At 42.9% G+C, this 14,590-nt stretch carries 14 protein-coding genes and 1 riboswitch; of the genes, 13 read left to right on the forward strand and 1 reads right to left on the reverse strand.

The window, feature by feature from the left end:
* Nucleotides 1-139: 139 nt before the first annotated feature.
* The 7 genes from QP775_RS03875 (at nt 140) to QP775_RS03905 (ending at nt 9,289) form a co-directional block, all read left to right on the forward strand.
* Nucleotides 140-2,524 (forward strand): polyprenyl synthetase family protein, encoded by a 2,385-nt coding sequence (locus QP775_RS03875; RefSeq protein ID WP_285103756.1) that lies wholly within the window; start codon nt 140-142, stop codon nt 2,522-2,524.
* A 302-nt stretch (nt 2,525-2,826) separates the two neighbouring features.
* A complete protein-coding gene (locus QP775_RS03880) occupies nt 2,827-3,366 on the forward strand; it encodes a response regulator (RefSeq protein WP_285103758.1) in 540 nt (179 codons plus the stop codon).
* A gap of 31 nt (nt 3,367-3,397) precedes the next feature.
* Nucleotides 3,398-5,242: a sensor histidine kinase gene (locus QP775_RS03885; protein ID WP_285103760.1), complete on the forward strand. Its 1,845-nt coding sequence runs from the start codon at nt 3,398-3,400 to the stop codon at nt 5,240-5,242.
* Between the two features lie 561 nt (nt 5,243-5,803).
* Nucleotides 5,804-6,619, forward strand: a complete 816-nt coding sequence (locus QP775_RS03890) for a transporter substrate-binding domain-containing protein (protein ID WP_285103762.1) — start codon at nt 5,804-5,806, stop codon at nt 6,617-6,619.
* A 100-nt stretch (nt 6,620-6,719) separates the two neighbouring features.
* On the forward strand, nt 6,720-7,367 hold the full coding sequence (locus tag QP775_RS03895) for an amino acid ABC transporter permease (RefSeq protein WP_285103764.1): 648 nt from the start codon (nt 6,720-6,722) through the stop codon (nt 7,365-7,367).
* Entirely contained in the window at nt 7,360-8,082 is a 723-nt protein-coding gene (locus tag QP775_RS03900; protein WP_285103766.1) for an amino acid ABC transporter ATP-binding protein, read from the forward strand. Before QP775_RS03895 ends, QP775_RS03900 begins: the two co-directional genes overlap by 8 nt.
* A gap of 257 nt (nt 8,083-8,339) precedes the next feature.
* Nucleotides 8,340-8,520, forward strand: a riboswitch (cyclic di-AMP (ydaO/yuaA leader).
* Nucleotides 8,521-8,527: 7 nt separating this feature from the next.
* Nucleotides 8,528-9,289: a 3D domain-containing protein gene (locus QP775_RS03905; protein WP_285103768.1), complete on the forward strand. Its 762-nt coding sequence runs from the start codon at nt 8,528-8,530 to the stop codon at nt 9,287-9,289.
* A gap of 81 nt (nt 9,290-9,370) precedes the next feature.
* Here QP775_RS03905 and QP775_RS03910 read toward each other — a convergent pair whose 3' ends face one another.
* Entirely contained in the window at nt 9,371-10,480 is a 1,110-nt protein-coding gene (locus QP775_RS03910) for a polysaccharide deacetylase family protein (RefSeq protein ID WP_239330956.1), read from the reverse strand.
* A 228-nt stretch (nt 10,481-10,708) separates the two neighbouring features.
* Here QP775_RS03910 and QP775_RS03915 point away from each other — a divergent pair, with 228 nt between their 5' ends.
* The 6 genes from QP775_RS03915 (at nt 10,709) to QP775_RS03940 (ending at nt 14,580) form a co-directional block, all read left to right on the forward strand.
* Nucleotides 10,709-11,410 (forward strand): dihydroorotate dehydrogenase electron transfer subunit, encoded by a 702-nt coding sequence (locus QP775_RS03915; RefSeq protein WP_239330959.1) that lies wholly within the window; start codon nt 10,709-10,711, stop codon nt 11,408-11,410.
* On the forward strand, nt 11,391-12,323 hold the full coding sequence (locus tag QP775_RS03920) for a dihydroorotate dehydrogenase (protein ID WP_239330962.1): 933 nt from the start codon (nt 11,391-11,393) through the stop codon (nt 12,321-12,323). The genes QP775_RS03915 and QP775_RS03920 overlap by 20 nt, the downstream gene beginning before the upstream one ends.
* A 1-nt stretch (nt 12,324) precedes the next feature.
* Nucleotides 12,325-12,681 carry a prenylated flavin chaperone LpdD gene (gene lpdD / locus QP775_RS03925; RefSeq protein ID WP_239330965.1) on the forward strand — a complete coding sequence of 119 codons (357 nt, stop codon included), beginning with the start codon at nt 12,325-12,327 and terminating at the stop codon, nt 12,679-12,681.
* Between the two features lie 137 nt (nt 12,682-12,818).
* The gene (locus QP775_RS03930) at nt 12,819-13,508 is read left to right on the forward strand and encodes a PspA/IM30 family protein (protein WP_239330967.1); all 690 of its coding nucleotides are present in this window, start codon (nt 12,819-12,821) and stop codon (nt 13,506-13,508) included.
* 101 nt (nt 13,509-13,609) lie between these two features.
* Nucleotides 13,610-14,023: a DUF350 domain-containing protein gene (locus tag QP775_RS03935; RefSeq protein WP_483312000.1), complete on the forward strand. Its 414-nt coding sequence runs from the start codon at nt 13,610-13,612 to the stop codon at nt 14,021-14,023.
* Nucleotides 14,024-14,073: 50 nt separating this feature from the next.
* Nucleotides 14,074-14,580 carry a DUF4178 domain-containing protein gene (locus QP775_RS03940; protein ID WP_239330969.1) on the forward strand — a complete coding sequence of 169 codons (507 nt, stop codon included), beginning with the start codon at nt 14,074-14,076 and terminating at the stop codon, nt 14,578-14,580.
* Nucleotides 14,581-14,590: the final 10 nt, after the last annotated feature.

Below are 14,590 nucleotides of genomic sequence, written 5' to 3' on the forward strand. Positions count from 1 at the left end.
AGTTTACATGCCTGTTATGAGAACGTAATTGCGAATTTGGATGCGGCATGATCTTTATGTTGTTTACTTCATTAGTGGAGTCTCTTTTTATCTTATAGATACACATTTAACCTACATAAAAGTTGAGGTCATTCATCTTATGAGTGTGGTATTTACAGATCATGCCGATATATGGTATCGGTCAGCTGAACAGAAGGCAGCCCAGTATTTTGCATCCCTTCGCAAGCAAGTCATGGAAGAGACTTATGTCCCTGTCCTGACAGCAGACATTCAAATGTGGAAAAAGAACCATATTCACCGTCATTCCTTGCTGTCCTTTTTTTCGAAGCGAAAAAGAAAACCTGATTCTCGGGATTACCACAGTTATATCCAGTGGCTGAATTACACTGGGAAACTGGATGAATATTTGGATCGAAGTGTTTCCTATATTTATTTGCGGGATCTGGGCAAGGCGCTTGACTCTTCTGACACACAGACTCGAGTTCAGCGTGTAGTAGCCGATGTCAAAAATCATTTACTTCATTCCAATCCAGTGAACATGGGAAAACAAACAGAGTTAATGAGCCTGAAAGCTTTATATCGATGGGCTCAGACAAAAGGCATCGAATCGGATATTATTTGGGTTATTGATAAACTCAAGGCTGTATCCACACATATTCCGCAGGAATTGAATGCCGAGCATGCGCAGCGCAAGCTGATCAAGATTATTATTGGGGTATTGTTGCATGTCATAGAAGAAATGGATGATACAACTTTGCCGGCAGAACGCACGAAGAGAATGGGCGAAGCTATTAGAATTGGTTACTCCTATGGTCTGACTTATCCGTTTATCGATGATCTACTTGATTCCCAAATTCTAACCTCACATGAGAAAGAACAATATTCTAAGATGATTAGAGCGGCTCTTCTGACTGGATCTGTGCCGGAATTAGGCGAGTGGACAGGGAGTAATCTGGAGTTTATTCAATATGTACATTCAGAACTACGGGATGCTTTTGAATACATTAAACTTCAGCAAGGGAAGGAAACACAAAAGACATTTTTTGAGCAGTCCTACGTGTTTTTTCATGCGCAGGAAATCGATCGTATGAAAGAGCTTGCTAATGCTGAGTACACCAATGAGCAGCTTTACATACCCATCATTTTAAAATCTTCTTCATCCCGATTAATTGTTCGCTCTGTCATTGGTGCATCCACAGACGAGGATTTTGATCAGCGTACTTTCTTTTATGGCATTTACAATCAGTTGGCTGATGATTTCGCGGATATGTTTGATGACATGCAAAATGGTGCAGTAACACCCTATACCTATTATTTAAAATATCGGGACCAGCGTTCAGATCTGATAAACCCCTTTGAGTTGTACTGGGCGGTCATCTCGCATTTGATCCATCATGTGCATCATTCAGATATCAAGACTCGTGAAGTAATCCTGAATCGAGCGATTAATGGTCTAAAACGTTTCAAGGAACGCATCGGCACAGAAAAGTATAATGAAATGATGGAGATATTTGCATCTAGAATTCCAGCATTCAACCTTCTTATCCAGCAGATGGTTCGTAAAGCGGATGATGTGGATTTCTTTGACAAACTGCTGCGTGATCAGATGGTGATCTCGCTTAGAACCGATCGAGAGGAAAAGGAATTTTTCCAAGATACTGTTAAGACAGTACGTCAGCAGATCAACAATCTGCTGCAGATCCCTAAACACAGCGGAATTCCACCGATGAAGGAATCGCTCATTGATGCTGCAAACTACAGCCTCGAAGGGGACAGCAAGCGTTTGCGGCCCATATTGACTTGGGTCATGGGTGTGAATGAATACGGTCTGCATGCTGCGGCTATCGCACCGCTTCTGAGATCATTGGAGTATATGCATACCGCCTCCTTGATCTTTGACGATCTGCCATCGCAGGATAATTCGTCTATCCGAAGGGGACGACCAACTCTGCATCAGGTCCATAATAGTTCTACTGCAGAGTTAGCCGGCCTGTATTTGATCCAGAAGGCGATTGAAGAACAATCGTCGCTTGATGGGTTTGATGCAAAGACAGTGCTTGCCTTGATGCAATATTCCTCTCAAAAGGCTGGCGATATGTGTGTGGGGCAGGCGATGGATTTGGACTCCAAAGGAAGAGTATTGACCTTGGACCAAATGAACATGTTGTGTTTCTACAAAACTGGAATCGCGTTCGAAGCCTCTTTGGTTATGCCTGCCATACTCGCTCAGGTAAAGGGAACGGAAATTGCGACTTTGAAGCGATTTGCCTATCATGCAGGTATTGCCTTTCAGATAAGAGATGATTTGCTTGATCTAGAGGGTGATGTGCTCCTACTCGGTAAGCCTATTGGCATAGATGTTGATAACAACAATTCAACTTTTGTGACTGTACTAGGTCAAGAAGGAGCCAGAAAAGAGATGTGGGAACACTACTGCTTCGCAATGGAAGCGCTAGAAGAGATTCCCCGCAATATTCCCTTTCTGAAGCATTTATTGAATTATTTTGTTAATAGAGACCGTTAGCACCATGTGTTTTAGATCAAGATCCTTAGCAATACATTTTAACCAGTGTGGATGATTCATGTTTTGGTAAGCGTTGGACGTGTACGGGGAGCCTTGGTCATTATAAACGATCACGCCCGTCACGTCTTTCATCTTTTCGAGTTTTCGCTGTTTAAATTAAAAATATGTTAAGAATCGGTATCATCTATTAAAAATTCATAATATAATAAAGAATGTGTCGGAATCTGTTGTCGATTAATTATATACTGGTCGATTAGTGGCGATTTATGATCACCGGTGTCAGTCAGAAGAGGGGCAGATCGATGAAAGCACTCATTTTTTCAGTATGCATGGCTGCGACTCCATTTCTTGTGTATGTCATATTTAGAGGATACCGTAAAAGGGAGCAAAGTCGCCTTGGTGACATGAGCCTACTGCAAGTAAGTAACACGAACAACGCAACCCTTGCTTTTGATCAAACTAGGGAGCAGGCGGAAGGGACTGTGCGGATGCCCTCTGTGCTCATCGTGGATGATCAGTCGTCCATTCAAATGCTGCTGCGCGAAGCATTTGATTCCATGAATGCACAGATTGTAAGTGCTTATTCAGGTCAGGAAGCAGTTGAATACATTCGAGAACAACCCTTTGCGGTCGTATTGATGGATGTTAAGCTGCCTGATATGAGCGGGATGGACTTGCTTCTCAAGTTTCGGGCGATGCGTCCCCAACTCCAGGTCATTATGATGTCTGCCTTCAGTGATGTTAATCGGATTGAATCTGCTAAATCTGCCGGAGCAATCGGTTATTTCTCTAAGCCATTTGATATTGATGAATTAAGATCCTTTGTTGCATCTAGACTTTAATTGTACCTTTATTACGTAGTCGGAGGATGTTATGAGACGACGAACTATTCATACGCAGATGGTTGTTCGAATCGTCATAACGGTAACGATCGCACTGTCCTTTATTTTCGCGTTATCTTATGATGCGATTCGTTCAATCATTCAGGACCAAATTAATCAAAGTTTATTAAGTCAAGCTCAGATGGCTGCGCATGAAGTAGATGCTGCGATTCGACAGCAGAAAACGATGGTCGAGACGTTTGCACGTGTTATTAATGGCATTTACAATTCGGACGATCCACTGGGCAATATCAATCATGCTACCCGAATGTTTGCAGAGCAGCCTAATCCATTAGTCTTTGGTTATTGGTTCACCGCCCAATCTGACTACAAACAACAAGGTAAGTTCACTTCGCGATATGGATATAATGAGAATCACCAACTTCTCAGCTATTACAGTCCGTCACATACTGATGATTCGCTCCCCATTTTCAGAGATAATCCAATGTTTGACTACTATCACGGTGCAGTGAAGACAGGCGCTACATATATCACGTCTCCATATCTGGATCCTCATTTACGAATTCCCATGTTATCCCTTAGCACTCCTGTATATGATAAACAGCTCAAGGTTAGAGGCGTTGCAGGGATCGATATCCGCTTCAATGATTTGCACACCTTATCTACACGGCTCAGTTTTTATCCTAACAGCGAAACGTTATTAATATCCCAGCAGGACGAGGTATTGTACAATCCCGACAGTAAAATTAACTTGCATGACATTAACTATCCTTTTGATACGGACATTAGCAATCTTGTACATGAAATTAAGCAGAACAAGACACAAATGGTAAACGCCAGGTATAAAGACAAGGATGTTATTATATTTGCCATGCCAATTACAGAACCTGGCTGGACAGCGTTAATTATGCTGCCTACATCTGTCATTGACCAAGTATTGGCACGAGTATTGCTGATATCATTGATAACCTTCGCAATTTTGGTGATTACCGTCTACATTTTAGTCCATTTGTGGGTGAAACGGCTAATCACGAAGCCCTTAAAAGTACTGGTGCAGGCGTCGCAGCGCATTGCAATCGGCGATTTTAGTGGTACTGTTCATATTCAAACGGAAAATGAATGGATGCAGCTAGAAAAGCATATGAATCAAATGCTGGAGACACTGCGGCATCATGCAAAGCTGGAACAGGAAATGAAACGTATGAGTGCGCTGAAAGTCGTAGGTGAGATGGCTGCTGCCATCAGCCATGAGATCCGGAATCCGCTGACCACCGTGCGCGGGTTTTTACAGCTGCTTCGTAATAAGCCAGAGCATGCTGCAGAACATGTTTATTTTGACACGATGATGGATGAAATTATTAGAGCAAATACAATTATTACGGAATACTTAACTTTGGCGCAGAACAAACTGGCCCATTTTACCCCGCAATCCTTAAATCATATTATTGAGCAAATTTATCCTCTTGTTCAGGCGTCCGCAACGGCCAATTGCCAGCATATTGTGATGGATCTGCAAACATTGCCAGCTGTAATGCTGGATGAAAAAGAAATACGGCAGCTCCTGCACAATGTGATCCGGAACGGACTGGAAGCGATGGAGGCCAACAAAGTGCTGCAAATTAGAACCCGTGCTGGAGATGAGGCAGTACTGTTGGAAATTGAAGATGAAGGCCCGGGATTTGAACCTTCCATCTTATCTATTGCGGGTACACCATTTATGACAACGAAGGTAAATGGGACTGGATTAGGCTTGGCCATCTGTTACAGCATTGTGCAGCGTCATCACGGCAGCTTGCATATAAGCTCGAAACCAGGGAGGACAGTTATTTCTATTAAGCTTCCTCTCGTCTTCCCCGCTCCTGGCACAAATAATTAAGACAGGCATCGCATGAGCACAGTAGCTTTTGGTGAAATCTGGCGGCTGTGCTCTATCGCTGTCTTCTGTTCATTCCATGACCACATCTCCCTCAGTTTTTCTTCTTATTCTGCCCGGTCTGCTATTAGATGCCGACACGCATCATATACAACAAAGAAGAGGGAAGAATAACTCTTCGATTGCATGAGTACACATAAACATACACTTAAGATGATGAATGATATTTATATTATACGTCGTCTTGTTAGTGCGCTCCAAAATGACGTTGTAAAAATATAGAATATAATGGTATTTACTCAACTTTGACAGCGTTAGATGCTCCTTTTAAATCGCATATTATTTCAAAAATTAAACACTTAGTCATATGTTAACGAAGAAACATTTCATTTTTTATCAGTGTTGACCAATGTTATATAATTACGTGGTTTTCGGCATGATAAGCATGAGCAATAGCTAATGAACACAAAAAAGTATTGTATAAGTATGCAACATTGTGTATACTGGTGTCAGTCCACGAGACATGCAATTGTACTTACATTCAGATAAAGTGGGGAATTAATAATGAATAAGATGAAGGCATTTCAATTGGCAACAGCATGTATGCTGCTTATGGCTCTCGTTGTAGGTTGCGGCGCGAAAGAAGACGCGTATGATAAGGTGATTAAAGAGAAGAAGCTGGTCCTTGGGACAAGTGCAGACTACCCACCTTTTGAATTCCATAAGAAGAACGCAGACGGCAAGGACGAGATTGTAGGATATGATATTATGATCGCTAAGGAGATCGCTAAGGATCTCGGTGCAGAATTAGTTATTGATGATATGAAGTTTGATTCTGTTCTTCAGGCCGTTACTTCTAGTAAAGTCGATTTTGGGATGGCTGGAATGGACGCGACAGAGGAACGAGCAAAAGTAATGTTGTTCTCGAATTCAGTGTATAAGGCTGAAGCAGGGGTTCTAGTCCGCGCAGAAGACAAGGACAAGTTCAAGACACCTGAGGACTTGAAGGGTCTGAAAGTTGGCGTTCAAAAAGGTTCTACATTTGAAGATGTAGCCACACAAATTCCGGACGCTAAGCAGGATCTGCTTGTTAAGGTGAACGATCTTGTTCTCTCACTGGAGACCAAGCGTGTAGATGCCGTATTGGTAGAGAAACCAGTTGGGCTAGCCTATGAGACTAATAATACGAAGGTAGCTCTTTCGCCCGTAGTGCTCAAGCCGGCAAGCGAAGGTTACGTTGCAGGTGTGGGCAAAGAAAGCGTAAAGTTGAAGGAAGCAATCGACAAGACTATTGCACGTCTTAAAGCGGACGGTTCACTTGATAAGTTTATTACAGAAGCCAATGCATTGGCAGATGCTGCTGCAGATGAAGCAAAGTAAGGAATGGCGGATATAAGCAAACGACAGGTGCGGCGTAAAGCCGCGCTTTTTCGTTGGAAAACATATAGGCAAGATGTAGAAAGGGTTGTTTAACATGAACATGTTCCAAGCATTATGGGAATTCAAAATGACTTACTTATCAGGAATGGGCATGACGATACTGTTATCTATATCAGCGATCATAGTTGGTTTTATATTTGGATTAATACTTGTCTTGATGCGGCGGTCAGGGATTGCTCCCTTAAAGTGGTTCTCAGCAACTTATATTGAAGTATTTCGGGGAACTCCATTACTTGTGCAATTGTTTATTATATATTTTGGACTATCGGAGTACGGGGTTGACTTGCCAAAGTTTACTTCCGGTGCGATTGCCGTTGCTTTAAATAGTGCGGCTTATTTGGCGGAGATATTCCGTGCAGGTATTCAAGGTGTTAACCAAGGACAAGTGGAGGCTGCCCGTTCTTTAGGTATGACCCAATCGATGACAATGCGTTATATCGTGTTGCCGCAAGCATTACGTAATGTAATGCCTGCTATCGGTAACGAATTTATTACAATCATTAAAGAATCTTCAATTGTAACTTTTATTGGCATTGCAGATCTTATGTTTCAGACTGAAGTTATTCGAAACACAACTTATTCATCCATGGGACCGCTTTTGGGGTGTGCGCTATGTTACTTTATTATGACGTTTACACTATCCAAAATGGTCGGATTGATGGAAAGGAAGTTAAAGTATAATGATTAACATCACAAACTTACACAAGTCGTACGGCCAATTACACATTTTAAAAGGGATAGATCTTGAAATTAACGCAGGTGAAGTCGTTGTGGTCATTGGGCCAAGCGGATCCGGAAAGAGTACTTTGCTGCGCTGTCTGAATTTGCTGGAGACACCAACGAAAGGTGAGATACGATTCGAGGGTGAGATCATTAACGATAAGAAGCATGATATTAATGCCACACGCGAGAAGATGGGAATGGTATTCCAATCCTTTAATCTGTTTCCGCATATGTCGATTCTTAACAACATTACTATTTCACCAATTAAAGTGAAAAAGATGGACAAACAGAGTGCCGAAACAATAGCGTACGAACTGCTTGAAAAGGTAGGATTAAAAGACAAAGCGAGTGCTTTCCCAGCACAGTTATCTGGAGGTCAGAAACAGCGGATTGCAATCGCCCGTGCATTAGCAATGCAGCCGCACGTTATGCTGTTTGATGAGCCAACTTCTGCGTTAGATCCTGAGATGGTAGGCGAAGTGTTAGAGGTCATGAAGTCACTTGCAGCCGAAGGGATGACCATGGTAATTGTGACACATGAAATGGGATTTGCACGTGAGGTAGGGGATCGCATTATTTTTATGGACGGTGGAAATATCGTGGAGCAAGGATCTCCGGAATTGCTCTTTGCAAATCCACAGCATGCTCGGACACGAGATTTTTTAAGTCGTGTGTTATAACCGGAACAGATGATCTTGGATGTAACATCAATAATAAACATAAATGTAATTATGTAAACTAAATTCAGATCAAAAAGTACTCGCCAAAGCGGGTACTTTTTTGTGTCATTATGAACTGTATAATTTCATCAATCTCTACTTTAATGACGTTTTTGTCATCTTTCTATAAAAAAATGAAAAGCTGAATCCTTTGGGGCTCAAGGGTTTGAGCGTCATGTCATAATCTACCTGCGCACAGGTTACAAAATTGTGATATGATTCTTTCCGAGCCGAGACAAGTAATGTACGGGGGATGATTTACCGGTAGTTGAAATGGGACATACCATTTTAACTATCTCGGGGTGAATCACATTAATGGTTGGAAACAACCCATGATGAGTAGGGTACTCCTTAACCCGAATCCGACAACTAACCCCGCAGGCTTTATACTAAGGAGGTACACATAATGAAGAAACGAATGACCCTTAAGATTGCAGGAGTTATGTTTGGACTTGTCACAATGTTCCATATTTTGCCTGCATATGCTTCACCTTATATAGCAGTAGAAGGAGATACTTTCTATTCTATATCGAAGAAGTACAAGGTAGGATTGGAGGCGCTGTTAGCAGCAAATCCTACGATTAAACCGAAAAATATTTATGGCGGCTTGGAGATTCAGATCCCGGACATAGTGAAGAACAAGGCCGCGAAAGTAGAGATTGCGTCGATTCCGTCACCGAAGACTGAAACAGCGAAAACTGCTGACAAGCAGCCAACAAAAGCATTGTCAGATACAACTCCTGCTACTGAGAAACCAGCTCAGGCCAAGCCAGCAGAGAAAAAGGCGGCAAGCGTGGCCTCTTCTGTACCTAGTAACGTTGTTACTGTTGCTGGGCGTGACATGAAGTATAAAAAGAAGTTGAATGTGAAAGCTACTGCATATACAGCACATCCGAGTGAAAACGGGAAATGGGGCGCAGTTGACTATTTTGGTAATCCATTAAAATTAGGCACTGTTGCTGTAGACCCTAAAGTGATTCCACTCGGCACAAAATTGTTTGTTACCGGCTATCAATTTAAGCATCTGCCACAGGGTGGTTATGTTGCAACAGCTTCTGATATTGGAGGCGCAGTGAATGGCAGCAGGATCGATCTGTTTGTTCCTGTCAGTCAAAAAACAGGCAGCACATTCGGAGTGCAGAGCGTTCAGGTATATGTATTGAAATAAGGAATAGAAACGGCTGATGTACCTAGATAAGGGACATCAGCCGTTTTTATTTGTTTAGAGCTAGAGTGAGCCAGACAACAACTACCGTTCTTTCTTCTCCTTTTGGTCATGAAACAGTTCAGGTACGGTCACAAAGTTATAATTCTGAGCACGCAGCTTTTTAATAATGCTCGGAAGCGCTTTGACTGTATTTTGTAAGTACCCATTCATACCGCTTCCACCGGCATGCTGCAATACAATCGAACCCGCAGATACTTCATTTAAAATATTCCGCTCCATTAAAGAAGAAGGGATACCCCGCCAATCATTAGAATCTACGTCCCAATTAACGACCATATAGCCATTTTCTCCTGCCCATTGCAACTGATCTTCTGAAATTTCGCCAAATGGAGGACGGAAAAAGCGTGGTTTATAACCAACTATGTCGTCTACGATGGCTTCGGTCTGCTTGAGCTGGCTAATAAACGCTTCTATACCCGATCTGGTTAGAAGTGGATGACTGTACGTATGATTGCCGATCACATGTCCTTCAGCGACAATGCGTTTAACCAGAGCAGGATACTGCTTGGCTCGGTAACCAACTAAAAAGAATGTAGCCCGAATACCTTCATCTCGTAATATATCGAGCACAAGAGGTGTAACGCGGTTATCAGGCACGTCGTCGAATGTTAAAGCAATCTTCTTTTCATGAGTACTGTTACTGGCTCTTAGCTTGAAAATGTGAGGATAACGTGTTCTAAGTTGGGCGATAGACAGCTTACGCTGACCTATAATCTGTTTTTGATTGCTTACAGCAGAACGTGCCTTTTGCTGTTGCTGATTCTGTTTCGTCTGAAGGTGCTTTTGTGTCTGCTGTACTCTGCGATATTGTTTTAATTGATTAGACTGCTGTTGTTGTTGTTGTTGTTCTGTGCGAAAGGAGAACTTGAATTTTTTAGTTTCTCTCTCCTTTGATTCTTGGGCATGTTTTTCCATATGCTTTGTCATATGCGAACGTATCGGCCAAGTAGTTCCATTATGCACCGTACTGTTCGATCGCACTTCAGCAGGTGTCGCTGAAGTGGAACTGCTGTGATTGGAAGTCTGGTCAGGGATGTTTGGTAATGGATAACCCGCTTTAGGTTCATGCATCCCGCATCCACTGCTTACAATCAGAAAGGATAAGACAGCGGTTGTGCATAATCGACGCATTTCGATCCCCCCTCCGCTTGTATTCGATGTCATTGTTATGTCCTTCGACATATGGAAATATGCTTGTAAAGGCAAACCATTTATCACGCCTATTAGCAGATGTTTCTAATATTCTGAAAATTTTCGCAAACATAAAGAAAACGTCAATTCAGATGTGATTTCTATCACGGTCGCATAGAAGGGATAATGACATAGTATAGTTGTTAAACCTCGAAAAGGAGTATGACTGTGCATACAATTGTATCTAACGAACGCATCTCAGAAGGCATTTACCTGATGACGGTAGAAGGGCGATTCACTGCGCGCATGGGACAATTTTATATGCTCCGCTCGTGGAATCATTCGCCGATTTTATCACGTCCAATTAGTATTTGTAACATTGAACCGGACAGCATCCAATTTTTGTACAAGGTTGCAGGTGAAGGTACTCGCATGTTCGCTGCTTTGCGTGCAGGTGATCAGATTCAATTGGAAGGCCCATTAGGAAATGGTTTTCCTAATGTAACAGGGAGAACCGCATTAATAGGCGGGGGAATCGGGATTGCTCCATTGCTCTATACGGCAAAGCAACTGGACAAGCCTGATATCTATCTTGGATTCAGAGGACAATCGTATCTGACAGAGGCTTATGAGCCTTATGCAAATGAAGTTTATGTGAGAGTAAACGGGAACCTGTTAGAGGATTTAGACTTATCGAAATACGAGAATGTTCTTGTATGTGGTCCATTGGGCATGATGAAGGCCGTTGCATTAATGATGGAGCATACGGATACCAAGGTGTATGTATCTTTTGAGAAACGAATGGCATGCGGTATTGGAGCATGTTATGTGTGTTCAGTCATGAACAAAGACAAAAACAAAAAGGTTTGTTCGGATGGACCTGTATTTTTGGCAAAGGAGGTGGATTGGCATGCGGAGCTTAGCTTGTAGTGTAGCAGGTATTCATTTTAATAATCCGATCGTTATGGCATCTGGAACATTTGGTTTTGGGAAAGAATATGCCAAATTATATGATATTAATCGATTGGGCGGCATCTCTTGCAAAGGCTTAACGCTGCATCCGCGCACAGGGAATACAGGAACACGTGTATTTGAGACATCAGGCGGCATGCTGAACAGTGTAGGGCTGGAGAATCCGGGAGTTGAGGCATTTCTAAATGAAGAAATGCTGTACTGGGAAACGATCGAGCCCGTTAAGATCGCAAATCTAGGTGGAAGTAACATCGAAGAATATGTGCTGGGAGCACTAAAAATCACGCGTGACGCCGAGGAACGACGCAAGCAGAGTCGTATGGCTGTGGACATGATAGAACTTAATATTTCTTGTCCTAATGTCAAAGAGGGCGGGATTGCCTTTGGCGTAAACACAAATATCGCTCGTGAAGTTATACGCGAAGTTCGTCAAGTCACATCGCTTCCGCTTGCAGTGAAGCTGTCACCAAATGCTGAAAATATTGTAGATATGTCAGTGATGTGTCAAGAAGAAGGAGCCGAATGTGTCTCCTTAGTAAATACATTTTCCGCAATGAAGATCGACATTTATCAACGCAAAAGTGTCTTTAATAATGTGTATGCAGGGTTATCTGGACCAGCAATCAAACCAATTGCACTTCGTATGGTCCATCAAGTATCAAAGGAAGTGACTATTCCCGTGATGGGTATGGGTGGTATTGCATCAGCATCAGACGTCATTGAGTTTATTATGGCAGGGGCTTCTGTCGTACAGATTGGTACTTATAATTTCATGAACCTTCGTGCTGGAGAAGAACTGATCGCGGGAATCCAAAGCTTCATGGAGCTGGAGAACATTAATAGCTTGGACGAGATTAGGGGCATCATATAAAATGAAATGGAATATACCGTCTAACTCGATACAATGCCGGATTGAACGGATAGGTAGAGATTGGCTGGTTACCCTCACAGGTGGAGAGATGCCGGAGGATCATCATATTGGAGCGGTATCGATAGCATACCGGGCTCCGGAGATGCAGTCAGGCTGGAAAGTGGACACGCTCAAGGTTCCTAGGCACAAGGAGCATGTGCTCACGAATCCTATGGCTTTGGAAGCGGCTGCTACACTGGGCGGCACTGTGACTGTTGCAGCAGGCGTGCATTTTGATCAGTTGACTGCAGAACAAATTCAAATCGTCGTGGATGAATGTTGGCGATTGCTGCGCGAAGCATTGAATCATACAGATTAAACATATGGGAACAGGTCGGAATATCCGGCCTGTTTATTCTATATAATTTCAGAATAAAGGATGAAACGGATCATAACTTTCCACGTATAGATTATCATTAAGTTAAAGAAGCTAACCTTGAGGAGGAACTATACACCATGTCACTGTTCAAACGTTTAAGAGATGTTACGATGTCGAATGTGTTTGCCTTAATTGAGAAAGCCGAAGATCCAATTAAGATGACGGATCAATATCTCCGTGATATGCAAGAAGATCTTGAGGAAGCAGAGCGTGCCGTTGCACAGCAGATTGCGATTGAGAAGCGCTTTAAGCAGCAATACGAGGAGCAAGAAGCACTCGTGAAGAAACGCGAGGAGCAGGCTCATCTTGCTGTAGGCGCAGGTAACCTTGAACTGGCTCGTCGTGCGTTGGAAGAGAAAAAGTCCGCTGAGCAGAAAATGACTGAGTTCAAAACTAGCTATGATCAGAACAAAGCTGCAGCAGACAATCTTCGTAGCAAGCTGGAAGAGATGCGTAAGCAGTACACTGACATGAAGAACAAACGTGAAACGCTTGTAGCTCGCTACAATGCTGCAAAAGCACAAAATGAAATCAACAAAGCAATGGCTGGTTTCAGTTCAGATACAGCAATGTCCGGTTTGAAGCGTATGGAAGACAAAATGCTGCAAATGGAAGCACAGGCAGATGCCAGCAATGAACTGAGCGGTAATTCTCGCTCTTTGGACGACGAATTCGCCCAGCTTGGTAAAGACCAGCAGGTCGAAGACGAACTGGCAGCAATTATTAAGAAAATGGAACAGCAGAAATCCGATGGCTCGAGCAGCTAATTGATTACAACACCCAATGCTGAACGAAGACGCTTGCTTACCGCAAGCGTCTTCGTTCGCCAACATGTCCGGAATCAGAAAGAGGAGGAGAAAGCTTGGACATCCTTAATGTAAGCTTTCAGAACATTCAAGCCATGGCACTGTGGACAGGAACAGGTGTAGTCCTGTTATTTATCCTCATGTGCATTGATGCTTTATTCACGAAATATAATGATATACAAGAGATGAAAAATGGGAACGTAGCGGTAACGACCCGCTTTATTATGAAGCTGTTTGCACAAGGCTTCATATTATCCTCATCCATTAAAGTCGCGTACAGCTTGGGCGAGGCGCTAGTTATGTCTGTAGTTTCTTTTATTATGCTGCTCATTATTGAGGCCATTGTTCGAATCGTGCTTCGAGTAGTATTTAATCTTAATCTGGAAGCGGGCACAAAGGACGGAATGATGTCCCATGCGTTGTTAGCCGGCTCTTTGCACGTAGTCGGAGCATTTATTATCGCAGCTTGTCTGTAACAGAGTAAAATGTTCCCTATCTAGGGGTGCAATGAAAGGAGCAACTGCACATGGGATTATGGAAAAGAGTGCGCAAGCTCATGGAGAAACCGGAACCGGTCAAGCCCGAGAAGACACCTATGAGTTTGCAGCCAGGTGATGTATGTGAAGTATCACTTATGACTTATGAAATTATTGGGCGTACGGAGTGGAAAGCGCGTTCAACGATATGGCTAACGCTGCGTGATGGTTCGCGTGTTCAGTACTTACAAGTAGAGAAACGTGAGCAATGGAATTATAACTTATATGAAGCGATTGATGGACGATTAGATGCTGTCGACGAAGTTCCAAGTGAGATCGAACTCGATGGTACATGGTACTACATGGAAGATCAGTATAACGGCCTCGTGCAGGTTCAAGGCCAGACACCGTTTGGCGTACCTGGGGAGCAGTACGTATGGGAGTATCAATCGGACAATCGGAAACGGCTTCGAATTGAGTGGCAGGATGGTCGCTTTCAGCTATATGAAGGCGAATCTGTATTACCTGCTGACGTTCGTGTCATCCGTCAGTCTTAATCGAGGCTGA

This window comes from Paenibacillus sp. UMB4589-SE434 (assembly GCF_030226685.1).
Lineage (GTDB): Bacteria > Bacillota > Bacilli > Paenibacillales > Paenibacillaceae > Paenibacillus_B.

Bases quoted from the DNA above. Each gene is read 5' to 3' on its own strand.
- QP775_RS03890 (WP_285103762.1), top strand. From the start codon at position 5,804: ATGAATAAGATGAAGGCATTTCAATTGGCAACAGCATGTATGCTGCTT.
- lpdD (WP_239330965.1), top strand. From the start codon at position 12,325: ATGAAATGGAATATACCGTCTAACTCGATACAATGCCGGATTGAACGG.
- QP775_RS03940 (WP_239330969.1), top strand. From the start codon at position 14,074: ATGGGATTATGGAAAAGAGTGCGCAAGCTCATGGAGAAACCGGAACCG.
- QP775_RS03920 (WP_239330962.1), top strand. From the start codon at position 11,391: ATGCGGAGCTTAGCTTGTAGTGTAGCAGGTATTCATTTTAATAATCCG.
- QP775_RS03930 (WP_239330967.1), top strand. From the start codon at position 12,819: ATGTCACTGTTCAAACGTTTAAGAGATGTTACGATGTCGAATGTGTTT.
- QP775_RS03885 (WP_285103760.1), top strand. From the start codon at position 3,398: ATGAGACGACGAACTATTCATACGCAGATGGTTGTTCGAATCGTCATA.
- QP775_RS03900 (WP_285103766.1), top strand. From the start codon at position 7,360: ATGATTAACATCACAAACTTACACAAGTCGTACGGCCAATTACACATT.
- QP775_RS03905 (WP_285103768.1), top strand. From the start codon at position 8,528: ATGAAGAAACGAATGACCCTTAAGATTGCAGGAGTTATGTTTGGACTT.
- QP775_RS03910 (WP_239330956.1), bottom strand. From the start codon at position 10,480: ATGCGTCGATTATGCACAACCGCTGTCTTATCCTTTCTGATTGTAAGC.
- QP775_RS03895 (WP_285103764.1), top strand. From the start codon at position 6,720: ATGTTCCAAGCATTATGGGAATTCAAAATGACTTACTTATCAGGAATG.
- QP775_RS03875 (WP_285103756.1), top strand. From the start codon at position 140: ATGAGTGTGGTATTTACAGATCATGCCGATATATGGTATCGGTCAGCT.
- QP775_RS03880 (WP_285103758.1), top strand. From the start codon at position 2,827: ATGAAAGCACTCATTTTTTCAGTATGCATGGCTGCGACTCCATTTCTT.